Here is a 23,534-nt window from a genome sequence, read left to right as displayed (position 1 = left end):
ATTTGTACTTGCACCATGGCGCCCGGCTGGCGGAGACTGCGCGGATGAAGAATGGATTCTGGACATTATTGAGCAAGCCCCAGGCAGGGGAGGATTTCTTTCTCCCCGACCTGTGCTCATCGGTAGCGGTGTTCACCCTGGTGGTGCTGGCAGAACTCATGGTTCTGGTGTGGGTATTGGCGCAGCCGGCCACGGCAGGTTTCGACTGGTTGCAGCTGGCGATGGCATCGTTATTCGTACAATGGATAGTGCTGCTGTCCGCGGCGCTGTTATGCCGCCTGCGGCCGTGGATGCGCCGTCGCCCCTTGGGCTTGGCGATCGCCTGTTGCTACACGGTGGTGGTTGGGCTGGCGCTGCTGTTCACCGTGGTGGCCGACTGGGTGCTCTATCAGGGGATGGTCGGTGTGCCGCCGTTGCATGGCGATCAATTGCTGCGTCATGGGCTGATTGCGCTGATCATGACCAGCATGCTGCTGCGCTATTTCTATCTGCAGCAGCAATGGCAGCTGCACAATCAGGCTGCCCTGCAGGCGCGCCTGCAATCGCTGCAATCGCGTATCCGGCCCCACTTTCTGTTCAACAGCCTCAACAGCATCGTCAGCCTGATCGGCAGCCAGCCGCACAAGGCAGAAACCGCCGTGCTTGATCTGTCCGATCTGTTCCGCGCCAACCTGGCCGACACCGAAGCGCTGGCAACCTGGGGGGAGGAATATCGGCTGTGTCGTGGTTATCTGCGCATCGAGCAGTACCGCCTGGGCGAACGCTTGCGTATCGACTGGCAAGTGAACGAGCTGCCGGAAAGCCTGCCGATGCCGCTGTTGACCCTGCAGCCACTTCTGGAAAACGCCATTTTGCATGGCTTGCAGCCGAGCATCCAGGGTGGCGATATTATCGTCGCAGGGCACTATCGTGAGGGCTGCGTTGAACTGCTGGTATCCAACAGCTGTCCACAGCAATCAGAGCATCGAGGAGCCAGCATGGCGCTGAATAATATCCGCGCCCGCCTCGCTGCCCTGTTCGGACCCGCCGCCAGGGTGGAGGCGTGGCAGGATGGGCCGCGCTACTTCAGCAGGCTGGTCTATCCTTGTAGGCAACCGTCCACTTAACAGGAAGTCATTCAGGCATGAAAGTACTTATCGCCGATGATGAGCCTCTTGCCCGAGAGCGCCTGGCCAGACAGGTCTCGGCCCTGCCGGGGTATACCGTCTTGCCGGACATGGCGAGCAACGGGCATGAGGTGTTGGAGCTGGTTGAGAAACTGCATCCCGATATTGTCCTGCTGGATATCCGCATGCCGGGTATGGATGGCCTGCAGACAGCAGCGCGGCTATGCGAAATGACCGATGCGCCGGCGGTGGTGTTCTGCACCGCCCATGGGGAATATGCCCTGGAAGCCTTCGCCGTCAGCGCTGTTGGCTACCTGCTCAAGCCGGTGCGCAGCGAGGACCTGGCCGATGCGCTGGGCAAGGCGCAGAAGCTCAACCGCCTGCAGTTGGCCAGCCTGGGCAAGGCTGGTATCGCCAGCGAGACGCAGCAGGCACGCAGCCATATCAGCGCCCGCACCCGCAAGGGTGTGGAGCTGGTACCGATCGAGGATGTGCTGTATTTCGTCGCCGACCACAAATACGTGACCCTGCGTCATAGCGAGGGAGAGCTGCTGCTGGACGAGCCGCTCAAGGCCCTTGAGGACGAGTTCGGCAGCCATTTCGTACGCATCCACCGCAATGCACTGGTGGCACGTAACCGTATTGGCCGGCTGCAGCGCAGCTCCATGGGGCACTTTCACCTGCACCTCAAGGGGCTGCCGGATGAGACCTTGACGGTCAGTCGCCGTCACGTACCGGGATTGCGCAAGCTGATGGAAGAATTGTGACGGGCCTGCGTCACTACCCCGCGTGGATGATGGACGGGGCATCGCGTATCATGCCTGTTGGTAGACAGCGAGAATCCCATGAGTCGACATCTGCGAATCGCCACCCGCAAGAGCGCCCTGGCCCTGTGGCAGGCCGAGTATGTGAAGGCGCGTCTTGAACAGTTGCATCCCGGGCTGACCGTCAGCCTGGTCCCCATGGTCAGTCGCGGCGACAAGCTGCTGGACTCCCCGCTGGCCAAGATTGGCGGCAAGGGCCTGTTCGTCAAGGAACTGGAGACGGCATTGCTGGCGAACGAGGCCGACCTGGCCGTGCACTCCATGAAGGACGTGCCCATGCAGTTTCCCGAAGGGCTGGGGCTGTACGTCATTTGCGAGCGGGAAGACCCGCGCGACGCCTTTGTTTCCAATACCTACGAATCCATCGACGCACTGCCCCAGGGCAGCGTGGTCGGCACGTCCAGCCTGCGTCGCCAGGCCCAGGTGATGGCCCGGCGCCCGGATCTGCAGATCCGCTTTCTGCGTGGCAACGTCAACACCCGCCTGGCCAAGCTGGATGCCGGCGAATATGACGCCATCATCCTCGCCGCGGCCGGGCTCAAGCGGCTGGGTTTCGATGCGCGCATCCGCAGCTGCATCCCGCCGGAGTTGAGCCTGCCCGCCGGCGGCCAGGGCGCCGTGGGTATCGAATGCCGCAGCGACGACACCGAACTGCAAGCATTGCTGGTGCCGATGAATGATCTCGACAGTGCCCTGCGGGTGCGCGCCGAGCGAGCGCTGAACAATCATCTGAACGGCGGTTGCCAGGTGCCGATCGCCTGTTATGCCGAGCGCGCCAATGGCGAAATCTGGCTGCGCGGACTGGTGGGTGATCCGAACGGCGAGCGTCTGCTGACCGCCGAAGCCCGTGGTCCAGAGGCCGAACCCGAGCAGTTGGGCGTGGCGGTAGCGGAAGACTTGCTGCGCCAGGGCGCGCAGGAAATTCTGGATGCGGTCTACCGGGAGGCGGACGGGCAGTGAGCGCAGCGCTGCTGCTGACTCGCTCGGATAACGACAATCGCCGCCTCGCCGGGCGTCTGCAGGCACAGGGCGTTACCACCGTCAGCCTGCCACTGCTGCAGATCGATCCGCAGGCGGAAACCGGCGCCCAGCGCAGCCTGATGCTGGAACTGGACCGCTACCACGCGGTGATGGTGGTCAGCCCGGTCGCAGCGCGGCTGGGATTGGAGCGAATGGATGCGCTGTGGCCGCAACCGCCAGCCGCCATCGAGTGGTTTGCGGTGGGCGCGGGAACCGCGGCGGTGCTGGAAGATTACGGCCTGCCGGTGCAAATCCCGCTGGATGGCCAGGACAGTGAAGCGCTGCTGCGTCTGCCGGCCTGGCAGCGATTGTTGAGTCTGCCGGATCTGCGTGTGCTGATCTGGCGCGGGGTAGGCGGGCGTGAGCATCTGGCGGCAACCATCCGTGACGCAGGTGGCCGGGTGGATCTGCTGGAGCTTTACGAGCGCAACATGCCAGCGACGCTGGCGCAGGATCTTGCCGTGGCGGCCGAGCAGGGCGCGAGGGCAATAGTGATACTCAGTGGTCAGGCGCTGCAGCATTGGCAGCGCGCGGCCGGAACGACATGGGAACAGCAGCGCCATTGGCGATGCTGGGTACCGGGAGCGCGGGTGGCCAGATTGGCCCGCGAGCTGGGCTGTACAGATGTTATCGTTTGCCAAGGGGCAGATGATGACAGTGTATTGGCAGCTGTGACGGCGCATCCGCTCACGCCATAAGGGGAAACGCGTGGAACCGACTAAAGACAATAATCAGGGCACCGGCGAACCTGCCACCGACACTACCGTGACGCCGCCGGTACAAACGAGCGCCGGCACATCGGACAAGCGCGACCAGGTGACCGGCAGCGGAGCGACGCCACCGCCGACCTCGCCGCGTTCGCGAGACAAGCATGGCTCGGGCAAAGGTGGTGGGCGCGGTGTGTCCATACTCGCGCTGCTGGTGGGCCTGGCTGCCCTGGGCCTGTCCGGCTGGCAGTGGTATCAGACCCAGCAGCTGGCGCAGGGCCAACAGCAGCAGTTGAATAACCAGCTTACCGAGTTGCGCAATACCCAGCGCCAGGATCAGCGCAGCGCTGAACAGCGGCTGGCCGGGCTGCCGACGAGCGAGGAGTGGCAACAGCTGCGGCGTCTGACGGCAGACATGCAGCGCAGCCAGCAGGCCCTCAATCAACGGCTGGATACGTTGCAGGGTGATGCCCGGGCGGATTGGAAGCTGGCCGAGGCTGAGTATCTGCTGCGCCTGGCCTCCCTGCGGCTGCTGGCGGCCCAGGACGTGACCTCGGCGCGACAGTTGCTGGAAGCGGTGGATCATATCCTGCAGGCCCAGCCCGATAGCGGCGTGTTTGCCGTGCGCGAACAATTGGCCCGCTACCAGACCGAACTGGAGGCACTGCCGGTGGTGGACCGCTCCGGTTTATATCTCAAGCTGGCGGCGCTGCACGACCAGGTGGCCAATCTGACCGCGTTGCCGGTGCCGGTATTCGATCCTGATGAGGTGACGCCCGAAGAGGAGTTCGAGGATCGCCTGGCCCGCCGCACCCGCGGTGAACGCATGCTGATGCGCCTGGAGCGCTATGTGCGGGTCGACTTCCAGCGCGGCAAGGTCATCACCCCGCTGCTTGACGAAGCGGAGATGCAGCGTATCCGCCGCACCCTGCAACTGACGCTGGAGCAAGCTCAGTGGGCAGTGCTGCGCGGCGAGGGCGATATCTACCGCGACAGCCTGGAACACGCCAGCGGCATGCTGGAGCAGTTCTTCGAACTGGACAACCCGCAGGTGCGGGCGATGCAGAACCGGCTGCAGCAACTGGCCGAGCAGCGCATCACCATCATCGCGCCGGATCTGGCGGCGCTGCAGCAGGGTCTGGCGGCTTATATCCAGAGCCGCAATGCGCCCGCCAGCAGGGGAGAAAGCGCTGATGAGTAAAAGCTACATCGCCGTGCTGGTAGTGGTGCTGATCGCCGCCCTGCTGGGCATGGCGGTTGCCGAGGACCCAGGCTATCTGCTGATTGCCTGGCGCAATATGTCCATCGAGACCAGCATCTGGGTCGGCCTGGCCTTCGTGCTGGCGCTGTGGCTGCTGCTGGCGCTGCTGCGCGCATTGGTGCGGCTGATCAATGCCTCCAGTCGCCGGGTCAATCCCTGGTCCCGGCGCAACCGCAGTCGCCGTGCCAGCCAGGTGACTACCCGCGGGCTGCTGGAGTTTGCCGAAGGCCACTGGTCCAACAGTCTGCGGCTGTTGCGCCGCGCCGCGCCGCATGCCGAACAGCCATTGATCAATTATCTGGCGGCGGCACGCGCGGCCCACGAGCTGGAAGATTACCGCGAAGCCGATAACCTGCTGCGCGAAGCCTATGAGACCACCCCCAACGCCGATGTCGCCATTGCCGTCACCCAGGCGCAACTGCAGATGGCGCGTGGTCAACTGGAACAGGCGCTGGCAACCCTGACCCGGGTCCGCAAGGAGCATCCCAAGCATCTGTATGCGCTGAAACTGATGGGCCAGTTGTATCTGCGCCTGGAAGACTGGGAGCGGCTGGAACAGCTGCTGCCGGAACTACGTCGGCACCAGCTGTACGGTGAGGCGGATCAGCAGGCGCTGGAGCGTCAGGTCTACATCGCCCTGCTGAGTCAGGCCGGGCAGCGTGGCCAGCGGCTGCCCGACGGGGAAGCCAACCCGGTCAGCAGTGTCTGGGAGCGTTTGCCCAAACCGCACCGGCAGGATGTGGCGCTGATCGAGACCTATTGCTTGCAGCTGCGTGCTTCCGGGGCTGAGGTGCATGCGGAAAAGACCCTGCGCGAAGCGCTGACGCACAGCTACAACGATCGTCTGGTGCATATCTACGGCCTGGTACGCGGTGCCGACCCGGCGCGCCAGCTGGCTGCCGCAGAGCAATGGTTGCCGGACCATCCCCATGACGCCACTCTGCTACTGGCGCTGGGGCGGTTGTCGTTGCGTAACAGCTTGTGGGGCAAGGCGCGGGAGTATCTGGAAGCCAGCTTCGCCAGCCGCCGGGATATTCAGACCTGCGCCGAGCTGGTCAGGCTGCTGGAGCACATGGGTGAACACCAGGCCAGCCAGCAGATGCTGCGTCAGGGGTTTGCGCTGATGGTGAATGATCTGCCGGAACTGCCGCAGCCGGGGAAAGCGCTGTTGTAACGGAGTGCTTCTTGTGGGAGCGGCCTTGGCCGCGAAGCTTTTCGGTCTTGCCTTCCCTGAGCCGAAAAGCTGCCGGCGAGTTAGTTCGGCTCTACCGGCAACGCCTCGCGCGGGGCATAGGCAAACACATCCGAATGGATCTGCTGCTCCACTGCCCCAGCAGCCAGCAGAGCATCCAGCGTGCCGTAGACCATTGCTGGCGAGCCGCACAGGAAGAACTCGTAATCCCCCAGCTCGGCCAGATCCTCACATACGGCCTCGGGCAGCATGCCTTGGCGGCCGCTCCAGTCCGGTGCATCGCTGACTACTTTGTGCAGATAGACATTGGCTTGCTGCTGCCAATGATCCCAATGCGGCGCCTGGTAGAAGTCCTCGGGCTGGCGGACTCCCCAGTACAAGTGAATCGGCTGGATGAAGCCTTGCTGCAGGCAGTATTGGGTCAGGCTCTGTATCTGCGCCAGACCGGTACCGGCGGCAATCAGCACCAGCGGGCGCTGTGGCAGGCGCGGCAGGCAGCTGTCGCCCAAGGGCGCCTTGATGCGGGCGATGCCCTGCTGACGGATATGCTCCACCAGCGTGACGGTATTCTGCTCACGAACCAGAATATGCAATTCCAGCAGCCGTTCTTCATGGGGCGCCGAGGCGATGGAGAAGGCCGATAGCTCGCCATCGAAGCGCTCCAGCAGCAGATACTGCCCGGCATGGTAGCGCAGGGGCTTGCCGGCCGGTGTGCGCAGCAGCAGCCGGCAGACATCGCCGCCCAGATCCTGGATATCCAGCACCTGACAGGCCAGGCTGCGCAGCGGCAGCTCGTCCGGCGCCAGCACGTTGTCCCACTGTACGACGCAATCTTCCAGCGGCTCGGCAATGCAGGTGAACAGCTCGCCACCGCGGCGCTCGGTGCCGTGTTGCAGTACCCGGCCGCTGATCAGGTTGGCGGTGCAGATATGGCAATTGCCGTTGCGACAGCTCTGCGGTGCATCGAAGCCCAGGCGGCGGGCGGCATCGATGATGCGCTCGCCGGGCAACAGCTCGATTACATGCCCCGAAGGCTGAAGAGTCACTTTCATCAATCTATTCCCAATTCCGACCAGATGGCATCGATCCGCTGCTTCACGGCCGGGTCCTGGGTGATCGCCGTGCCCCATTCGCGGGTGGTTTCGCCATGCCACTTGTTGGTGGCATCCAGGCCCATCTTGCTGCCCAGGCCGGAGACCGGCGAGGCGAAGTCGAGGTAATCGATCGGTGTGTTGTCGATCATCACGGTATCGCGCTTGGGGTCCATGCGGGTGGTGATAGCCCAGATCACGTCATTCCAGTCGCGCACATTGATATCATCGTCCACCACGATGACGAACTTGGTGTACATGAACTGGCGCAGGAAGCTCCACACGCCGAGCATCACCCGCTTGGCATGGCCAGGGTACTGCTTCTTCATGGACACTACCGCCATGCGGTAGGAGCAGCCCTCGGGCGGCAGGTAGAAGTCGGTGATCTCCGGAAACTGTTTTTGCAGGATCGGTACGAACACCTCGTTCAGCGCCACGCCCAGCACCGCCGGTTCATCTGGCGGCCGGCCGGTGTAGGTACTGTGATAGATCGGTTTTTCCCGCTGGGTGATGCGCTCCACGGTAAACACCGGGAAACTGTCCACCTCGTTGTAATAACCGGTGTGATCCCCAAAGGGGCCTTCGTCGGCCATCTCGCCGGGGTGAATCACCCCTTCGAGCACGATTTCCGCACCGGCCGGTACCTGCAGCTCGGAGCCACGGCATTTGACCAGTTCGGTACGCTGACCGCGCAGCAGGCCGGCAAAGGCATATTCGGACAAGGTATCAGGCACCGGCGTCACCGCCCCGAGGATGGTCGCCGGGTCGGCGCCCAGCGCCACCGCTACCGGGAAGGGCTCGCCGGGATGCTTCTCGCACCACTCGCGAAAGTCCAGCGCGCCGCCCCGATGGCTCAACCAGCGCATGATTACCTTGTTGCGGCCGATCACCTGCTGGCGATAGATGCCCAGGTTCTGTCGGTCCTTGTTCGGCCCGCGGGTCACTACCAGCCCCCAGGTGATCAGCGGACCGGCATCGCCGGGCCAGCAGGTCTGCACCGGGATCTGCGACAGGTCCACGTCATCACCTTCGATCACGGTGGCCTGGCAGGGCGCGTCGCGTACCACCTTGGGCGCCATGGAGATGACCTTCTTCACCAGCGGCAGCTTGGACCAGGCATCCTTCAGCCCCTTTGGCGGATCGGGCTCCTTGAGGTAGGCCAGCAGTTTGCCGATCTCCCGCAGCTCGCTGACGTCATTGGCGCCCATGCCCAGTGCCACCCGCTCGGGAGTGCCGAAAAGGTTGCCGAGCACTGGCATGTCGAAACCGGTGGGGTTTTCGAACAGCAGCGCCGGGCCGCCCTTGCGCAGGGTACGGTCGCAGACTTCGGTCATTTCCAGGATGGGGGAGACGGGTGTCTGGATGCGCTTCAGTTCACCGCGCTGTTCCAGGCCCTTGATGAAATCACGAAGATCGGAATATTGCATGGCAGCTTCAAGCCTCAAGCTTCAAGCGGCGAGCTGATGGATACCCAGCCGCCGCCCGTGAATGGGGTGTGGAGTGCGGCATCCGACTGCTGGGTGCTGCAGGCAGTGGAACTACGGCAAGCCTGCGAGGCCGGCTTGCCGTTTGCAACGTGCCGCTTCCAGCCGGGTCAGTTCTTGCTGCGCTTCATCGACAGGAAGAATTCGTCGTTGGTCTTGGTATCTTTCAGGCGGTCGAGGAGGAATTCAATAGCAGCGATTTCATCCATGGAGTGCAAGATCTTGCGCAGAATCCACATGCGCTGCAGCTCGTCTTCGCTGGTCAGCAATTCTTCGCGACGGGTGCCGGAGCGGTTGATGTTGATGGCAGGGAAGACACGCTTCTCGGCAATCTTGCGATCCAGGTGGATCTCCATGTTGCCGGTGCCCTTGAATTCCTCGTAGATCACTTCATCCATCTTCGAGCCGGTATCGACCAGTGCGGTGGCGATAATGGTCAGGCTACCGCCTTCCTCGATGTTCCGCGCAGCGCCAAAGAAACGCTTGGGCTTTTCCAGGGCGTGGGCATCGACACCACCGGTCAGCACCTTGCCGGAGCTGGGGATGACGGTGTTGTAGGCACGAGCCAGGCGGGTAATGGAGTCGAGCAGGATGATCACGTCTTTCTTGTGCTCAACCAGGCGCTTGGCCTTCTCGATCACCATCTCGGCGACCTGTACGTGACGGCTCGGCGGCTCATCGAAGGTTGAGGCAACCACTTCACCGCGCACGGTGCGCTGCATCTCGGTCACTTCTTCCGGGCGCTCATCGATCAACAGGACGATCAGGTGGCACTCGGGATTATTACGGGCGATGTTCGAGGCGATGTTCTGCAACATCAAGGTCTTACCGGCCTTCGGCGGTGCTACCAGCAGACCGCGCTGACCCTTGCCGATCGGGGCGCACAGATCGATGATCCGCGCCATCAGGTCTTCGGTGGAACCGTTACCGGCTTCCATCTTCAGACGATCATCAGGGAACAGGGGGGTCAGGTTTTCGAACAGGATCTTGTTCTTGGTGTTTTCCGGGCGGTCGAAGTTGATCGAGTCGACCTTCAACAGCGCAAAGTAGCGCTCACCATCCTTCGGTGGGCGGATCTTGCCGGAAATGGAATCGCCGGTGCGCAAGTTGAAACGGCGAATCTGGCTGGGCGACACGTAGATGTCATCGGGGCCGGCCAGGTACGACGAATCGGCTGAGCGCAGAAAACCGAAACCATCCTGCAGAATTTCCAGCACGCCGTCGCCGTGGATGTCTTCGCCGCTCTTGGCATGCTTCTTCAGAATGCCGAAGATCACATCCTGTTTGCGCGATCGGCCCATATTTTCCAGGCCCATCTGGTCGGCGATTTCCAGCAGTTCGGGTATAGGTTTTTGCTTGAGTTCAGTCAGGTTCATAGGTTCGGTGAGTTGTGGCGTCTTTCGGCAGGACGGGGTTAGTAAACAGCCGCCATATGGGATGGGGCGATGAATTTGGCAAGTAGGGAAGCCAATTGCCGCAGGGTGCGACAGGGAGTTGGAATGCAAATCTAGCACCGCTGCGCGGTGACGTCTATAACCAGGGGAAAGAAAAATGCATCCCCGGTAGACCGGGGATGCCGGGTAGCTCAGATATTGCTGTCGAGGAAAGCGGCCAGTTGGGACTTGGACAGGGCGCCCACCTTGGTGGCTTCCACATTGCCGTCCTTGAACAGCATGAGTGTGGGAATACCGCGTACGCCATATTTCGGCGGGGTATTGGCGTTCTCATCGATATTCAGCTTGCAGATCTTGAGCTTGCCTTCGTAGTCCCGGGCGATATCGTCCAGAACGGGGGCAATCATCTTGCACGGACCACACCATTCAGCCCAATAATCAACCAGAACGGGGCCGTCGGCCTTCAGCACTTCGGCTTCGAAGCTGCCGTCGGTGACGTGCACGATCAAATCACTCATGAGTTTCTCCAGGGAAAGGTTCGCTAGGTGCAATGCAAAGGATGATAGCATCACCCTGCGCAACTGTGAAACGCGTGGTCATCTCCGCGTGATCACACCATGTTGTCGCAGCATGCGGACATCCCAGCGATTGGCAGGTAAAATTCTCCCTACGACATACAGGGGATATGCATGGCGCAGACAGAACTCGGGGATTTTCCGCTGGTAGCGACCATTGATCTGGGGTCCAACAGCTTCCATATGGTGCTGGCGAGGGTGGACCACGGCGAGATACGAATACTCGAACGGCTCGGCGAGAAGGTGCAACTCGGGGCCGGCCTGGATGAGCAGGGCATTCTGAATGAAGAAGCCATGCAGCGCGGACTGGATTGTCTGCGCCGCTTTGCCCAGTTGATCAACGGGCTGCCGGCCGGTGCGGTGCGTATCGTCGCGACCAATACCTTGCGGGTGGCGCGCAACCGTGATGTTTTCATCAACCGGGTGAAGGACGTACTCGGGCACCGGGTGGATGTTATTTCCGGGCGCGAAGAAGCCCGACTGATCTATCTCGGTGTGGCTCATACGCTGGCCGACGATGCGGGCAAGCGACTGGTGGTGGATATCGGCGGGGGCAGTACCGAATTCATTGTCGGCGAGCGCTTCGAATCGATATTGCGTGAAAGCCTTCATATTGGGTGCGTTTCCTTCGGCCAGCAATTCTTTGCCGATGGGCGTATTTCTCCCGCCCGCTATGCCCGGGCATATACCGCCGCGCGACTTGAACTCATGCCGATCGAGCAGAGCATCCAGCGCCTGGGCTGGCAGGAAGCGGTGGGCGCCTCCGGCACCATCCGCGCCATCGGCCAGTGCCTGCGTGGCGGTGGCCTGACCGACGGCGAGGTAACCCGCGAGGGGCTGCAGTGGCTCAAGCGCAAGGTGCTCAAGGCCAGTCAGGTGGACAAGCTGGACCTGCCCGGTCTCAAGGCTGACCGGCGCCCCATCCTGCCCTCGGGGCTGGCGATCCTCGAAGCCCTGTTCGATGCCCTGGATGTGCAGTGCATGGAGCATTCCGAAGGCGCGCTGCGCGAAGGCGTGCTGTACGAGATATTCGGCCGGCGGGAGCATGAAGACGTACGCGAACGGACCTTGACCGCCCTGGTCGAGCGCTGTCATGTGGATACTGAACAGGCGGCCCGGGTCGAGAGCAAGGCGTTGAGTCTGCTGGGCAAGGTTGCCGAATCCTGGGATCTGACCGACAGCAAGCATGCCGACCTGCTGCGTTGGGCGGCGCGGGTGCATGAGGTGGGCATGGACATTGCCCACAGCCAGTACCACAAGCATGGCGCCTACCTGATCGAACACGCTGACCTGCCCGGTTTCTCGCGACAGGAACAGTTGCACATGTCCCTGTTGGTGCGCGGCCACCGGCGTAACCTGCCAGGCGAGGACCGCATGACCGAGTTGGGTGAGGAAGGCCCGCCACTGCGGCGTCTGTGCATGCTGCTGCGGCTGGCGATCCTCTATCACCATATCCGCGGGTATCAGGAGATGCCGGAGCTGGAGGTGACCGCCAGAGCCAAGCAGCTGACCTTGCGCTTCCCGGCGGGCTGGCTGAAGGCCAACCCGCTCACCCAGGCCGACTTCGCTCAGGAAGCGCGGTACTGGGCGAAGATCGGTTATACGCTGACGGTACGCTGAGGCGAGTTGGCCAGCTTCTCCAGCAGCGTGCTTTGCGCGCTGCGGGACAGCTGGTTTCCGGTCGGAGTGCAGCGGGTATAGCTGCCGTCGGGCTGCAGTATCCAGGCATGGGTGTTATCAGCCAGATGCACCTGTAACTCCTGCCGGGCGCGGGTGATCAACTTCTTGCCTTCCAGCGGGAAGCAGGTTTCCACCCGGTGGTCCAGGTTGCGCTCCATCATGTCGGCACTCGACATCCACACCTGCTCGTTGCCCTCTCCCAGGAAATAGTAAACCCGGCTGTGTTCCAGGAAGCGGCCGATGATCGAGCGTACGCTGATGTTATGTGAGACCCCGGGAATGCCCGGGCGCAGGCAGCACATGCCACGAATGATCAACTCGATCTTCACTCCAGCCTGCGATGCCTTGTATAGCGCCTTGATCACCTTGGCGTCGGTCAGGGCGTTGGCCTTGATGATGATGTGCGCCGGTTTGCCGGCCTGGGCTGCCAGCGCCTCGCGATTGATCAACTCCAGCAGGCGCTTCTTCAGGGTGAACGGTGCCTGCAGCAATTTCTTCATGCGCAGCGCCTTACCCATGCCAATCAGCTGGTTGAACAGCTTGTGCACGTCCTCGGTCATCGCCAGATCCGAGGTCAGGATGCTGTAGTCGGTGTACAGACGCGCATTGCCGGCGTGGTAGTTGCCGGTGCCCATGTGCACATAGCGGCGCAGGTCCTTGTCCTCGCGGCGCAGGATCAACATCATCTTGGCGTGGGTCTTGAAGCCGACCACGCCGTAGATGACCACCGCGCCGGCCTGCTGCAGGCGGCTGGCCAGTTGCAGGTTGGATTCCTCATCGAAACGCGCCCGCAGCTCGATCACCACGGTGACCTCCTTGCCGTTGCGCGCGGCCTCGACCAGCGCGTTGACGATCTCCGAGTTGGCACCGGTGCGGTACAGCGTCTGCTTGATCGCCAGCACGTTGGGGTCCTGGGCGGCCTGACGCAGCAGATCCACCACCGGGCTGAAGGATTCGTAGGGGTGCAGCAGGAGGATGTCCTGCTTGCGAATGGCCTGGAACAGGTTGTCGGCACTGGACAGCAGCTTGGGGATGCCCGGGCTGAACGGCGGAAATTGCAGCTCGGGATGGCTGTCCATGCCGGTGATCGAGAACAGCCGGGTCAGGTTGACCGGGCCGTTGACCTCGTAGAGTTCCGATTCGCTGAGGCCGAACTGCTTGAGTAGAAAGTCCGACAGCGGCTTGGGGCAGTTGTCGGCTACCTCCAGGCGCACCGCATCGCCATAGCGGCGCGACAGCAGCTCGCCGCGCAGGGCGCGGGCCAGGTCATCCACTTCGTCGGGATCGACGATCAGATCGGCGTTGCGGGTCAGGCGGAACTGGTAGCAACCGCGCACCTTCATACCGGGGAACAGGTCATCGGCATGGGCGTGAATCATCGACGACAGGAACACGAAGTTGTCGCCGTCCTCGCAGAGCTCATCGGGGACGCGGATCAGGCGCGGCAGTGAGCGCGGTGCCGGGATGATCGCCAGACCGGAATCACGGCCAAAGGCATCGATGCCCTCCAGCTGGACGATGAAGTTCAGGCTCTTGTTCACCAGCAGCGGGAAAGGATGTGTCGGATCCAGTCCGATAGGGCTGATGATCGGTACGATCTCATCACGGAAAAAGCGGCGCACCCAGAGCGTCTGCTTGGGTGTCCACTGGCGCCGCCGGATAAAGCGGATCTTCTGCCGGGCCAGCTCTGGCAGCAGAATATCGTTGAGTATCGAATACTGGCGGGTGACCTCCTGGTGCGCGATCTCACTGATCTTGCTCAGCACCTGCTGCGGCTGCAGCCCGTCGGGGCCAGTCTGCTCGCGGGCGAAGGTGATCTGTTTCTTCAGGCCGGCGACGCGGATCTCGAAGAACTCATCCAGGTTGCTGGAGAAGATCAACAGGAACTTGAGCCGCTCCAGCAACGGGTAGGATTCATCCAGCGCCTGTTCCAGCACCCGGATGTTGAATTGCAGTTGGGACAGCTCGCGATGAATATACAGCTCGGGTATGTTGATATCCGCGGCTGGCACGGTCTCTTCCACCGGCTCCGGCGGGGCGATGGTAGCCGGCACTGCGGCTGGACGGCGGGCCGCGGTGATCGGGGTAGGCTCCCCGGCGGTGGATTCGATCGGCAATTCGGTCTCGTTGGTGTCCCGCATGATGTCCTCTACAGATTATTTCTGCCCGCGCAGTTGTTGCGCAGCATATTTTGCGTAATAGGTGAGAATGGCATCGGCGCCGGCGCGTTTGATCACGGTCAGCGATTCCATGATGACCGCCTCGCTGAGCCAGCCGTTGGCGATTGCGGCCTGATGCATCGCATATTCACCGCTGACCTGGTAGACGAAGGTCGGCACCTGATGGGCATCCTTGACCCGGCGAACGATATCCAGATAGGGCATGCCCGGCTTGACCATGACCATATCGGCACCTTCGGCCAGGTCCTGGCCCACTTCATGCAATGCCTCGTCGCTGTTGGCCGGGTCCATCTGATAGGTGGCCTTGTCCGCCTTGCCCAGGTTGCTGGCCGAGCCTACCGCATCGCGGAACGGGCCATAATAGGCGCTCGCATACTTGGCTGAATAGGCCAGGATGCGCGTGTTGATCTGACCGGCTGTTTCCAGCGCTTCACGAATCGCACGGATACGCCCGTCCATCATGTCCGAAGGGGCGACGATGTCGGCACCAGCCTCGGCATGGGACAGCGCTTGCTTGACCAGCGCCTCGACGGTGATGTCGTTCAGCACGTAACCCTGTTCATCGATGATGCCGTCCTGGCCATGGGTGGTGAAGGGGTCAAGGGCAACGTCGGTGATTACGCCCAGTTCCGGGAACTGCTGTTTCAGCGCGCGGGTGGCGCGCTGGGCCAGTCCTTCCGGGTTCCACGCCTCGGCGGCGTCCAGCGATTTGGCCGAGGCGGGGGTCACCGGGAACAGTGCCACCGCCGGGATCCCCAGTTCGACCAGCTCGGCAGCCTCTTCCAGCAACAGGTCGATCGACAGCCGCTCGACACCCGGCATGGAGGCCACTGGCTCGCGCTGACCGGCGCCCTCGAGCACGAACACCGGGTAGATCAGGTCATCGGTGCTCAGCCGGGTTTCGCGCATCAGGCGGCGGGAAAAGGCATCCTTGCGCGAGCGGCGCATGCGGGACAACGGAAAGGGACGATTGACGGGCTGGTTCACTGTAACTCCCAAGGTGTCGGAACACCGGTCTGATGAGTGACTTGGAAGACCGGGACGGGCGGACCTGGGCGGGTGCGGTAGATCCAGCCCGATGAATGCTCAGGCCTTCCTTATACGTCGAGATTATGACGGAATTGGGACAGTAAACGTAGGGCCATCTTGTCGCGCTGAGGGGCATCGGCTTCGGTGCATACTTCGACCCGGTTGCGACCCAGCGCTTTGGCCCGGTACAACGCCGCATCGGCTGCCGCCACCAGTGCCGTGTAATCGTGGCCCTGCAGATCGGTGCCGGCCACGCCGAGACTGATACTGAGCATCACCGGCTGATCGGAAATATGATCGCTGTGGTTGTTGACCGCCAGGCGGATACGCTCGGCCACATCGGCCGCCGTTTTGGCATTCAACCCGGGCAGCAACACCACGAACTCCTCGCCACCGAAACGGCCCAGCAGATCATTGCTGCGCATGTGCAGACGGATGCGCGTCACCAGGTGGCAGAGCACTGCGTCGCCGGTCTGGTGGCCGAACTCGTCATTGATGCGCTTGAAATGATCGGCGTCGATCATGATCAGGGTGGCCGGCTGACCCTGTTGGCGCAACACATCGAGCCGGCATTGCGCTTGGTCGTGCATACTGCGGCGGTTCAACGTGCCGGTCAGCGCATCGTGCTCGGACAGTTGCTGCAGCGCCATGATCGTGCGGTAGTGCGTCATGAGGATGAAGCCGCCGGCCATGCCGATCTGTCCGACCATGACACCCAGCAGGGTCACCGGCTGGATGATCTCGTCGCTGACATCGATTTGCAGCAGCGGGCCGAGCAAGCCGGTGGCGGCACGCGCCAGCAGGCCGAGACCGCTCAACAGCATGATGCCGCCGGTGAACCAGTAAGCCCGGCGCAGCGGTGTGGCCGCCGCCACCAGCAGCTCGCGCGCGGACAGCAGACAGAGCCCGCCCAGGCAGAGGCCGGTGGCTGTCAGCCGGGCGGCAACACTGTCGTGCACGTAGTGGAAGTATCCGAGTACCAGCACCATCAGCAGTGCCAACAGGATCGGCCCGGCCTGGGGCTGGCTCAAGCCTTTGAACGCACGCACGCCAAGCCAGATCACCCCCAAACCCAACACCATCAAGCCGGCAGCCAGAATCTGCGAAATATTGTGGTGCAGCAAACCTTGGCCGATGTCCAGCACCAACCCCATGGTCAGGGCCAGGTTGCCCAGCGCCCAGTGCCGTAATCCTTGTCCACTACCGGAATGCCAGGCGGCCATGATCAGCACCAGGGTCATTACCAGCGTGACCAGCACCAGCGCCAGAGCCAGGGAAAATGTGTTCATGTCGGTTTGCATAAAGCGGGATGATCCTTGTCCGCGATGCGGACCGTCCCAATCCGGAGGTTATCCTGCGTGAACTACGCAGATTAATGTGCCCCGGGAATAGGTTAAAGTGCGACCTTCGCAGGATGTGCGTAGGTTGGCAGAACCGGAATAGCTATACGCCACTATTCATCCTCGGTTCGGAGTATAGGCAGCGATGAGAGGGTTGCATGGTTTTTTTGCGACGGGGACTGCTGGCAGTCTTGGGAATGACCTGGGCGGCGGCTCTGGTCTGGGCCTGGTGGTGGTTCGACGGTTATCACAATCGTACCTTTGAAAGGCCGGCGCATTTTGCCGCGGCGCAGGTGAGTCCGCCCTTTGCTCCGGGGCGGATCCAGGTGATGCATGTATGGCAGGCTGGGTGTCCCTGCAATGCCGGTCATGAAGCCTATATTGCTGATATGACCCGACGGTTCAGCGCCCAGGGGGTGCGTTTTGTCCGCAGCGGCAGTCGGGCAGCCGTTGAGGGTAGCGTGCTGGCTGGGTTGCCGTTCTGGCCGATGCCAGAGGGCTGGTCCGATTGGCCGGGTGGCCCGGCGCTGGCGATCTGGGATGCCGAGGGCAAGCTGGTCTATGTCGGCCCCTATAGCGATGGCGCCAGCTGCAACAGCGACAGCAGTTTCGTCGAGCCGGTAATACGGGCGCTGCTGCAAGGGCGGTCGGTGAATATCACCCAGCAGGATACGGTGGCTTGTCTGTGTGAATTGAAAGAGTAGGGCGGGGCGCTACTTGCCCAGCCCCTTGGCCAGCAACCGATCCAGGGCATTGGCGAAGGATTGCTTGTCCTTGTCGCTGAACGGGGCTGGCCCGCCACGACCGGCCAGGCCGGCGCCGCGTAGCTCATCCATCAGGTTGCGCACGGCGAGGCGTTCGCCGATGCTGCTCTGGTCATAGATTTCGCCGCGCGGATTGATTGCGGTGATGCCGCGGCTGACCAAGCCATCAGCCAGGGGAATGTCAGCGGTAACCACCAAGTCCCCGGGCTCGGCATGTTCGATGATATAAAGGTCGGCCACGTCGGCGCCGCCCGGCACCACCACCTGACGCACACCCGGCGCAGGCGCCAGGCCCAGCGCGCTGTTGGCCACCAGTACCAGCTGCAGCTCCCGGCGCCGGGCTGCGCGCAGCATGACGTCGCGTACCGGGCGAGGGCAGGCGTCGGCATCGATCCACAGGGTCATGGTTGCTTGCTCATGATTCGGCCAGCTCCGCCTGCAGCTGCTCCAGTGCTTCATGGGCATCGAGCCACTGCAGTTCCAGTTCATCGATACGCTGGCGGCAGTCGGCCTGCTTCGCCAGCAGTTCCTTGAGGCGACTCCGGTTGGCATCGCTGTAGAGCTCGGTGTCGGCCAGTGCGGTTTCGATTTCCTGCATCTGCTGCTGGGCGGCTTCGAGCTGCTGCTCCAGCTTGTCGGCTGCCTTCTTCAGCGGTGCAAGGCGCTGGCGCTGCTCTGCCGCCAGCCGGCGTTGAACCTTGGCATCCACCTTGGGCGCAGCTTGCGATGCGTTATCGGCACCGGCTTGCGCCTGCTGCTGGCGGAACTGAGCAAGCCAGCGGGTGTAGCTGTCGAGGTCCTCGGCATAGGTTGTCAGTCGGCCGTCCGCCACCAGCCAGAGTTCATCCGTGGTGTCGCGGATCAGCGCCCGGTCGTGGGACACCAGCAGCATGGCGCCCTCGAAATTCTGCAGCGCCACGGTCAGGGCATGGCGCATTTCCATGTCCAGGTGGTTGGTGGGCTCATCCAGCAACAATAGGTTGGGTTTCTGCCAGGCGATCAGCGCCAGGGCCAGACGCGCTTTTTCACCGCCGGAGAAATGCAGCACTGGTTCTTCGGCGCGGCTGCCATGGAAGTCGAAACCGCCGAGAAAGTTGCGCAGCTCCTGTTCGCGCTGCTGCGGCGCGATGCGTGCCAGGTGCAGCAGCGGGCTGGCCTCCGGATCGAGGCTGTCCAACTGATGCTGGGCGAAATAGCCAATAGCCAAGTGTTCGCCGGTCTTCAGCTCGCCGGCGATCAGCGGCAGGCTGCCTGCGAGGGTTTTGATCAGCGTCGATTTGCCGGCCCCGTTCGGGCCAAGGATGCCGATGCGCGCGCCTGGGGCCAGCTGCAGCTTGACATGCTGCAGAATGGCCGTGCCGGCGTAGCCCAGTGTGGCGTCGTGCAGATCCAGCAACGGACTGGATTGGCTGTCCGCCTCGCGGAAGCTGAAGTTGAAAGGCGAGTCGATGTGCGCCGGGCCCAGCAACTCCATTCGTTCCAATGCCTTGAGACGGCTTTGCGCCTGACGAGCCTTGGTCGCCTGGGCGCGGAACCGGGCGATGTATTTCTGCATATGTTCGCGCTGGGCCTGCTGCTTCTCGAAGGCCGCCTGTTGCTGGCTGAGACGTTCGGCACGGGTGCGCTCGAACTGGCTGTAGCCGCCGCGATAGAGCGTCAGCTTGCGTGACTCCACATGCACGATATGCTCGACCACTGCATCCAGGAAATCCCGGTCATGGGAGATCAGCAGCAGGGTGCCCTGATAGCTTTTCAGCCAATCTTCCAGCCAGAGAATGGCATCCAGATCCAGGTGGTTGGTCGGCTCATCAAGCAGCAGCAGGTCGGAGGGACACATCAGCGCCTGGGCCAGGTTCAAGCGCATCCGCCAGCCACCGGAGAAGTCCCCGACACGCGCCTCGCACTGTGCCGAGCTGAAGCCCAGCCCGGCGAGCAGCGTGCGTGCGCGGCTATCGGCGCTGAAGCCATCGTGGGCTTCCAGTTCGGCGTACAGGGTACCGAGGCGGGTGGGCTGCTGTTGCTGCTCGGCTTCAGCCAGTTGGCGCTGGATCGCCCGCAGGCGCTGGTCGCCATCAAGCACATAATCAACCGCCAGGCGGTCGAGGTTTTCGATCTCCTGACGCATATGGGAGATACGCCAGTCCGCCGGCAGCGAACAGTCGCCGGCGTCGGGCGTCAGTTCGCCACGCAGCAGAGCGAACAGGCTGGACTTGCCGGCTCCGTTGGTGCCGAGCAGGCCGGCTTTCTGGCCGGGGTGCAGGGTCAGGTTGGCGTTTTCCAGCAGCCGCAGCGGGCCGCGTTGCAGAGTCAGGGATTCGATCTTTATCATGGCGCGGAGTATATCAGTGTGCCGCGCACAGGAGAGGACTTCGATGGGCCGATTGTCGCTGACCGAATACGCGGGTCGACTGTACGTCCAGCCTGGCGTCGAGCCCCTGTTGCTGGAGCTGCAGGATGAGGATGGACAAGATGTATTGCTGCTATTGGTAGCCTGCTGGCTGGGCGCACGCGGGGTCCGTGCGGACGCGCCATTGTGGCAATCGCTGCGTGAGCGGCAGACGCCGTGGCGCGACCGGGTAATCGAGCCGCTGCGCCAGGTGCGACGTGCCTTGACCGGTGATGCCGGTGCCGCCACGTTGCGCTCCCAGGTGAAGGATTGCGAGCTGGCAGCGGAGTGGCAGCAACTGGCTCGACTGCAGCAGTGCTGCGAGCCGCTGGTGCCGGATGAGGTGCCGCCGGAACCGGCTATCCAGGCTCACTTGCTGCTGTGTGCGGGGACGGAACAGCAGGCACGACTGGATGCCCTGGCGGCGTTGGTGATATCGATGGAGAAGAATGCCGCCGCCGGTGGTTAACCGGCGGTGACACTGCATCGTTACTCGGCAGGGTCCGCAGCTGGCGCTGCAGCGGGCTTGCGGCGGGTGCGGCGCGGCGTCTGGCGGTTGCCGGAGCGGGGCGCGGGGGAGGGATTGTCGCGCTTTTCGATGGCCTGGGTGACCTGCAGGTCGATCCGATCCAGCCCCTTGGCCAGGCGCAGGGTCTGGCGCACGTCCTGTTGCAACTGGCGGATGTAGTCCTGGGCTTCGTCGCGGGATTGGCTCAGGGTCGCCATGGCCGTGGTCAATTCCTCGATCTTGGCGGTGACCTTTTCCACCGGCTTGTCGCCGTCCTGTTGGCGGGCTGCCAGTTTCTGCTGGGCTTCGGTGAGCTTCTCTTGCAGCTTCACTTGTTCGCGGTCGAGCTTTTCCAGCGCCTTGTGGGCATCGGCCTCGGCCTGGGTGCAGGCTTCGGCCAGGTGCTCGTTCAGCGTGCGTGCCAATACCTGCAGCAGATGCAGCGGGGTTGGTACGCGGGCGGACTTCTGGTCTTCGGTTCTACCGGTCACGTATTACTCCATTGTCTCGGTGACGTGGGTGTTGCGATAGGCGGTGTGCAGCACTTCGATCAGGCAATCCTCCAATTCGAAACGCTCCAGCAGCAGGCCGCCCAATTTCATCAGACGTGAGTGCATGACGTCCACCTTGAGCGTGCGCTTGGTGTTGGCGCCATAATAGTCGTTGAATATGACAGCGAACTGGGTGATGGTCTCGATGCGCGGAATGACCTGACGGATCAGGCCCAGAGCGCGCTCGTCACCAGCCTCCTCGGCGCCGCGCACGAGTTGTTCATAAACGGCGAAATGGCCGGCTGATACATAGTCGACCAGACAGCTGCAAAAGTTATTGAGCAATTGCTGCGTGCTGATATCGGGATCCTGGCGGTCGCGCAGAGCAATGTAGTGCTCTACAAGCTTACTGCGCTCAGCCAGCCAGCGGTCGATGAGCTTGTCGACGCCACCCCAGCGTTCCTGGGCTGTTGTGCACCTTTCCAGCATGATCCACCTCGTCTTGCCTTGTGAGCCGGGATTGGGATTGCTGTTCCCGTGGAGCAACAGAATAGGCCAGTCCGTGCCGCGGTATCAAGACTTACGAGGTAGCGGGTAGGCCGTCAGTCCTGGCGGCGCAACAGTTGTACCAGACCGAACAGGCCCATGGTGATAAACACCAGCAATGTGCACTCGGCAATGCTCAGGCCGAGAAAGGTCCAGGTTACCTTGGCGCAATCGGCGGTGCCGCTGAATAACAGGGTGAGCATCTCTACCACCGGCAGCACATCGATCATGTAATCGAGGCTGGGCAGGCAGGACGGTAGTTGGTCGGCAGGCTGATGCTGCAGCCAGATCTGCCGGCTGGCGGTGGCACCACCGAATATCGCGAACAGCAGCACGCCTGCGGCATAGAAGCGGGTCGCCAGGCTGCGTTTGCGGTTGGCTCTGGGCTGCGGATTGTGCAGTACTGCGGCCAGGCAAAGCAGGCCGATCAGCAGGATTGCAAACCGCTGCACGATGCACAGCGGGCAGGGCAGCAGCCCCATGACGTATTCCATGTAGTACGCCGCCGCCAACAGCAGCACGCAGGCAATGAAGGCTAGCAGGTAGAGCGGGCGTGAAGCGGGCAAGGTCATGCGCACATCCATAGATGGGAGAAAGCGGCAGATACCTTAGATGATGGCAGGGTGGCTGACAAGGGGTGTCGCCGGCCGCGAGCGGGCCGGCGAGTGGACAATCAGGCCTCGGCTTCGGCTGCCTCGGCGACCCGACGCTGTTCGGATTGGGCGAACAGTGCATCGAAATTGACCGGGGCCAGCATCAGGGGAGGGAAGCTGCCACGCAGTACCAGGTTGTCGATCGCTTCGCGGGCATAGGGGAACAGGATGTTCGGGCAGAAGGCGCCGAGAGTATGGCGCATGCCAGCCTCATCCAGACCGTTGATGGCAAAGATGCCGGCCTGCTGTACTTCGGCGATGAAGGTAACGTCCTGTTCGCCGTTGGTAACGGTGACCGACAGGCTCAATACCACTTCGTGGATGCCATCCTGCAGCTCAGTGTGGCGGGTATTCAGGTCGAGGTTGACCTGGGGGTTCCACTGGCTCTGGAACACCGCCGGCGCCTTGGGCGACTCGAAGGAGAGGTCCTTGACGTAGATGCGCTGCAGATTGAACTGCACCTGAGGCTGGTTGCTCTGTGCGCCATTGGCGGTTGCGTTGTTCTGTTGTTCGTCAGCCATGTTCGGTCCTTGTTTTATTCCAGTGGTCTTGGGTAGGCAGTCAGCCCGCCAGCATTGTATCCAGTTTGCCTGAGCGTTCCAGCGCTACCAGCTCATCACACCCACCGACATGCGCGTCGTTGATCCAGATTTGCGGCACCGAGGTGCGGCCGGCCAGGCGCGCCATCTCGGCACGCACTGCGGGTTTGCCATCCACCCGGATCTCGTTGTAACTGACTCCCTTGCTGTCCAGCAACTGTTTGGCGCGGATGCAGAAAGGGCAGTAATTACTGCTGTAGATGGTGATATCAGTCATATCGTCAACTCTTTACCAGAGGCAGGTTGTCCGAACGCCAGCCACCCACGCCCTGTGCCAGGCGGTGTACATGGGTGTAGCCAGCGGCCTTGAGCTGCTTGGAAAGGGCGCCGGCATGCTGGCCGTTGGCGCATGCCAGGATGATCGGTTTGTCCTTGTGCTTCTCCAGTTCGACCATGCGTTTGGCGAAGCTATCCTGTGGAATGTTGATGGAATCGACGATATGACCGGCAGCGAAGTCTTTCTTCGACCGCACATCGACGACCAATGCATTCTCCCGGTTGATCAGCGCCGTGGCCTGCTGGGTGGTAATGGCTTTGCCCGCCTTGCGGCCTTCGGTGATGATCAACAGCGCAAGTACAACCAGAAAGGCGCTAGTCAGCCAATAATGGTTGCCTATGAATTCGATAAGGTGCTGTAGAAACTGCATGGATGTATGATTCCGGAACCGTTGAAGGCCGCCAGTATACACAGCCCGGTCGGGCGG

At 62.3% G+C, this 23,534-nt stretch carries 24 protein-coding genes; 9 read left to right on the top strand and 15 right to left on the bottom strand.

Annotated elements, in window-relative coordinates; genetic code table 11:
• The first annotated feature begins 44 nt into the window (after nt 1-44).
• From DHB74_RS05465 to DHB74_RS05440, 6 genes are all read left to right on the top strand, one after another.
• Nucleotides 45-1,106, top strand: coding sequence for a sensor histidine kinase (locus tag DHB74_RS05465; RefSeq protein WP_280164809.1), 1,062 nt, complete (start codon nt 45-47; stop codon nt 1,104-1,106).
• A gap of 17 nt (nt 1,107-1,123) precedes the next feature.
• On the top strand, nt 1,124-1,873 hold the full coding sequence (locus tag DHB74_RS05460) for a LytR/AlgR family response regulator transcription factor (protein WP_036989030.1): 750 nt from the start codon (nt 1,124-1,126) through the stop codon (nt 1,871-1,873).
• Nucleotides 1,874-1,951: 78 nt separating this feature from the next.
• Nucleotides 1,952-2,890, top strand: a complete 939-nt coding sequence (gene hemC, locus DHB74_RS05455) for a hydroxymethylbilane synthase (protein ID WP_036989031.1) — start codon at nt 1,952-1,954, stop codon at nt 2,888-2,890.
• A complete protein-coding gene (locus tag DHB74_RS05450; protein ID WP_036989032.1) occupies nt 2,887-3,648 on the top strand; it encodes a uroporphyrinogen-III synthase in 762 nt (253 codons plus the stop codon). Before hemC ends, DHB74_RS05450 begins: the two co-directional genes overlap by 4 nt.
• 10 nt (nt 3,649-3,658) lie before the next feature.
• The gene (locus DHB74_RS05445; protein ID WP_499160946.1) at nt 3,659-4,858 is read left to right on the top strand and encodes a uroporphyrinogen-III C-methyltransferase; all 1,200 of its coding nucleotides are present in this window, start codon (nt 3,659-3,661) and stop codon (nt 4,856-4,858) included.
• On the top strand, nt 4,851-6,092 hold the full coding sequence (locus tag DHB74_RS05440) for a heme biosynthesis HemY N-terminal domain-containing protein (RefSeq protein ID WP_036989033.1): 1,242 nt from the start codon (nt 4,851-4,853) through the stop codon (nt 6,090-6,092). The genes DHB74_RS05445 and DHB74_RS05440 overlap by 8 nt, the downstream gene beginning before the upstream one ends.
• 80 nt (nt 6,093-6,172) lie before the next feature.
• On the opposite strand, the gene DHB74_RS05435 is transcribed toward DHB74_RS05440, so the two are convergent.
• The 4 genes from DHB74_RS05435 to trxA form a co-directional block, all read right to left on the bottom strand.
• Entirely contained in the window at nt 6,173-7,162 is a 990-nt protein-coding gene (locus DHB74_RS05435) for a 2Fe-2S iron-sulfur cluster-binding protein (protein ID WP_036989034.1), read from the bottom strand.
• Nucleotides 7,162-8,628: a 4-hydroxy-3-polyprenylbenzoate decarboxylase gene (gene ubiD / locus DHB74_RS05430; protein WP_136868757.1), complete on the bottom strand. Its 1,467-nt coding sequence runs from the start codon at nt 8,626-8,628 to the stop codon at nt 7,162-7,164. Before ubiD ends, DHB74_RS05435 begins: the two co-directional genes overlap by 1 nt.
• A gap of 167 nt (nt 8,629-8,795) precedes the next feature.
• Entirely contained in the window at nt 8,796-10,061 is a 1,266-nt protein-coding gene (gene rho, locus DHB74_RS05425; protein WP_036989037.1) for a transcription termination factor Rho, read from the bottom strand.
• 209 nt (nt 10,062-10,270) lie between these two features.
• Nucleotides 10,271-10,597, bottom strand: a complete 327-nt coding sequence (trxA, locus tag DHB74_RS05420; protein WP_036989038.1) for a thioredoxin TrxA — start codon at nt 10,595-10,597, stop codon at nt 10,271-10,273.
• 171 nt (nt 10,598-10,768) lie between these two features.
• On the opposite strand from trxA, the gene ppx reads away from it, so the two are divergent.
• A complete protein-coding gene (gene ppx, locus DHB74_RS05415; RefSeq protein WP_136868758.1) occupies nt 10,769-12,274 on the top strand; it encodes an exopolyphosphatase in 1,506 nt (501 codons plus the stop codon).
• Here ppx and ppk1 read toward each other — a convergent pair.
• The 3 genes from ppk1 to DHB74_RS05400 all read right to left on the bottom strand — a co-directional run bounded on the left by ppk1 (nt 12,253) and on the right by DHB74_RS05400 (nt 16,832).
• Nucleotides 12,253-14,475: a polyphosphate kinase 1 gene (ppk1, locus tag DHB74_RS05410; RefSeq protein ID WP_083392472.1), complete on the bottom strand. Its 2,223-nt coding sequence runs from the start codon at nt 14,473-14,475 to the stop codon at nt 12,253-12,255. The two genes, ppx and ppk1, sit on opposite strands and share 22 nt — an antisense overlap.
• 15 nt (nt 14,476-14,490) lie before the next feature.
• Complete coding sequence (gene hemB / locus DHB74_RS05405) at nt 14,491-15,462, bottom strand: porphobilinogen synthase (RefSeq protein ID WP_499161031.1); 972 nt, start codon at nt 15,460-15,462, stop codon at nt 14,491-14,493.
• 149 nt (nt 15,463-15,611) lie between these two features.
• Nucleotides 15,612-16,832 carry a GGDEF domain-containing protein gene (locus tag DHB74_RS05400; RefSeq protein WP_051610755.1) on the bottom strand — a complete coding sequence of 407 codons (1,221 nt, stop codon included), beginning with the start codon at nt 16,830-16,832 and terminating at the stop codon, nt 15,612-15,614.
• Nucleotides 16,833-17,041: 209 nt separating this feature from the next.
• Here DHB74_RS05400 and DHB74_RS05395 point away from each other — a divergent pair, with 209 nt between their 5' ends.
• Nucleotides 17,042-17,587: a DUF6436 domain-containing protein gene (locus tag DHB74_RS05395; protein ID WP_499160945.1), complete on the top strand. Its 546-nt coding sequence runs from the start codon at nt 17,042-17,044 to the stop codon at nt 17,585-17,587.
• A 9-nt stretch (nt 17,588-17,596) separates the two neighbouring features.
• On the opposite strand, the gene DHB74_RS05390 is transcribed toward DHB74_RS05395, so the two are convergent.
• Both DHB74_RS05390 and DHB74_RS05385 read right to left on the bottom strand, forming a co-directional pair.
• On the bottom strand, nt 17,597-18,052 hold the full coding sequence (locus DHB74_RS05390) for a YaiI/YqxD family protein (RefSeq protein ID WP_036989046.1): 456 nt from the start codon (nt 18,050-18,052) through the stop codon (nt 17,597-17,599).
• 10 nt (nt 18,053-18,062) lie between these two features.
• Nucleotides 18,063-19,976, bottom strand: a complete 1,914-nt coding sequence (locus DHB74_RS05385; protein ID WP_136868761.1) for an ATP-binding cassette domain-containing protein — start codon at nt 19,974-19,976, stop codon at nt 18,063-18,065.
• 43 nt (nt 19,977-20,019) lie between these two features.
• On the opposite strand from DHB74_RS05385, the gene DHB74_RS05380 reads away from it, so the two are divergent.
• The gene (locus DHB74_RS05380; protein WP_169304556.1) at nt 20,020-20,502 is read left to right on the top strand and encodes a TIGR02444 family protein; all 483 of its coding nucleotides are present in this window, start codon (nt 20,020-20,022) and stop codon (nt 20,500-20,502) included.
• Nucleotides 20,503-20,522: 20 nt separating this feature from the next.
• Here DHB74_RS05380 and DHB74_RS05375 read toward each other — a convergent pair whose 3' ends face one another.
• From DHB74_RS05375 to DHB74_RS05350, 6 genes are all read right to left on the bottom strand, one after another.
• Nucleotides 20,523-21,032, bottom strand: a complete 510-nt coding sequence (locus DHB74_RS05375) for an aminoacyltransferase (RefSeq protein WP_136868763.1) — start codon at nt 21,030-21,032, stop codon at nt 20,523-20,525.
• A gap of 3 nt (nt 21,033-21,035) precedes the next feature.
• The gene (locus tag DHB74_RS05370; RefSeq protein ID WP_036989051.1) at nt 21,036-21,521 is read right to left on the bottom strand and encodes an Rsd/AlgQ family anti-sigma factor; all 486 of its coding nucleotides are present in this window, start codon (nt 21,519-21,521) and stop codon (nt 21,036-21,038) included.
• A gap of 113 nt (nt 21,522-21,634) precedes the next feature.
• Nucleotides 21,635-22,150: a disulfide bond formation protein B gene (locus DHB74_RS05365; RefSeq protein ID WP_036990138.1), complete on the bottom strand. Its 516-nt coding sequence runs from the start codon at nt 22,148-22,150 to the stop codon at nt 21,635-21,637.
• Between the two features lie 101 nt (nt 22,151-22,251).
• Nucleotides 22,252-22,752, bottom strand: a complete 501-nt coding sequence (gene secB / locus DHB74_RS05360; protein WP_136868764.1) for a protein-export chaperone SecB — start codon at nt 22,750-22,752, stop codon at nt 22,252-22,254.
• 40 nt (nt 22,753-22,792) lie between these two features.
• Nucleotides 22,793-23,047, bottom strand: coding sequence for a glutaredoxin 3 (gene grxC / locus DHB74_RS05355; RefSeq protein ID WP_036989053.1), 255 nt, complete (start codon nt 23,045-23,047; stop codon nt 22,793-22,795).
• A 4-nt stretch (nt 23,048-23,051) separates the two neighbouring features.
• Complete coding sequence (locus tag DHB74_RS05350; protein ID WP_074779442.1) at nt 23,052-23,477, bottom strand: rhodanese-like domain-containing protein; 426 nt, start codon at nt 23,475-23,477, stop codon at nt 23,052-23,054.
• Between the last annotated feature and the right edge of the window lie 57 nt (nt 23,478-23,534).

Source organism: Pseudomonas sp. G11-1 (assembly GCF_024031555.1).
Classification (GTDB): domain Bacteria; phylum Pseudomonadota; class Gammaproteobacteria; order Pseudomonadales; family Pseudomonadaceae; genus Halopseudomonas; species Halopseudomonas bauzanensis.
The sequence above is the reverse complement of the archived record's forward strand: the minus strand, read 5'-3'. Positions and strand labels throughout refer to the sequence as shown.

What these genes read in the sequence shown, in the direction of transcription:
- rho (WP_036989037.1), bottom strand. Translation starts at nt 10,061, where the DNA reads ATGAACCTGACTGAACTCAAGCAAAAACCTATACCCGAACTGCTGGAA.
- secB (WP_136868764.1), bottom strand. Translation starts at nt 22,752, where the DNA reads ATGGCTGACGAACAACAGAACAACGCAACCGCCAATGGCGCACAGAGC.
- trxA (WP_036989038.1), bottom strand. Translation starts at nt 10,597, where the DNA reads ATGAGTGATTTGATCGTGCACGTCACCGACGGCAGCTTCGAAGCCGAA.
- DHB74_RS05465 (WP_280164809.1), top strand. Translation starts at nt 45, where the DNA reads ATGAAGAATGGATTCTGGACATTATTGAGCAAGCCCCAGGCAGGGGAG.
- DHB74_RS05460 (WP_036989030.1), top strand. Translation starts at nt 1,124, where the DNA reads ATGAAAGTACTTATCGCCGATGATGAGCCTCTTGCCCGAGAGCGCCTG.
- DHB74_RS05350 (WP_074779442.1), bottom strand. Translation starts at nt 23,477, where the DNA reads ATGCAGTTTCTACAGCACCTTATCGAATTCATAGGCAACCATTATTGG.
- ubiD (WP_136868757.1), bottom strand. Translation starts at nt 8,628, where the DNA reads ATGCAATATTCCGATCTTCGTGATTTCATCAAGGGCCTGGAACAGCGC.
- DHB74_RS05365 (WP_036990138.1), bottom strand. Translation starts at nt 22,150, where the DNA reads ATGACCTTGCCCGCTTCACGCCCGCTCTACCTGCTAGCCTTCATTGCC.
- DHB74_RS05435 (WP_036989034.1), bottom strand. Translation starts at nt 7,162, where the DNA reads ATGAAAGTGACTCTTCAGCCTTCGGGGCATGTAATCGAGCTGTTGCCC.
- grxC (WP_036989053.1), bottom strand. Translation starts at nt 23,047, where the DNA reads ATGACTGATATCACCATCTACAGCAGTAATTACTGCCCTTTCTGCATC.
- ppk1 (WP_083392472.1), bottom strand. Translation starts at nt 14,475, where the DNA reads ATGCGGGACACCAACGAGACCGAATTGCCGATCGAATCCACCGCCGGG.
- DHB74_RS05370 (WP_036989051.1), bottom strand. Translation starts at nt 21,521, where the DNA reads ATGCTGGAAAGGTGCACAACAGCCCAGGAACGCTGGGGTGGCGTCGAC.
- DHB74_RS05440 (WP_036989033.1), top strand. Translation starts at nt 4,851, where the DNA reads ATGAGTAAAAGCTACATCGCCGTGCTGGTAGTGGTGCTGATCGCCGCC.
- DHB74_RS05390 (WP_036989046.1), bottom strand. Translation starts at nt 18,052, where the DNA reads ATGACCCTGTGGATCGATGCCGACGCCTGCCCTCGCCCGGTACGCGAC.
- DHB74_RS05395 (WP_499160945.1), top strand. Translation starts at nt 17,042, where the DNA reads ATGGTTTTTTTGCGACGGGGACTGCTGGCAGTCTTGGGAATGACCTGG.
- hemB (WP_499161031.1), bottom strand. Translation starts at nt 15,462, where the DNA reads ATGCGCCGCTCGCGCAAGGATGCCTTTTCCCGCCGCCTGATGCGCGAA.
- ppx (WP_136868758.1), top strand. Translation starts at nt 10,769, where the DNA reads ATGGCGCAGACAGAACTCGGGGATTTTCCGCTGGTAGCGACCATTGAT.
- DHB74_RS05385 (WP_136868761.1), bottom strand. Translation starts at nt 19,976, where the DNA reads ATGATAAAGATCGAATCCCTGACTCTGCAACGCGGCCCGCTGCGGCTG.
- DHB74_RS05400 (WP_051610755.1), bottom strand. Translation starts at nt 16,832, where the DNA reads ATGAACACATTTTCCCTGGCTCTGGCGCTGGTGCTGGTCACGCTGGTA.
- DHB74_RS05380 (WP_169304556.1), top strand. Translation starts at nt 20,020, where the DNA reads ATGGGCCGATTGTCGCTGACCGAATACGCGGGTCGACTGTACGTCCAG.
- hemC (WP_036989031.1), top strand. Translation starts at nt 1,952, where the DNA reads ATGAGTCGACATCTGCGAATCGCCACCCGCAAGAGCGCCCTGGCCCTG.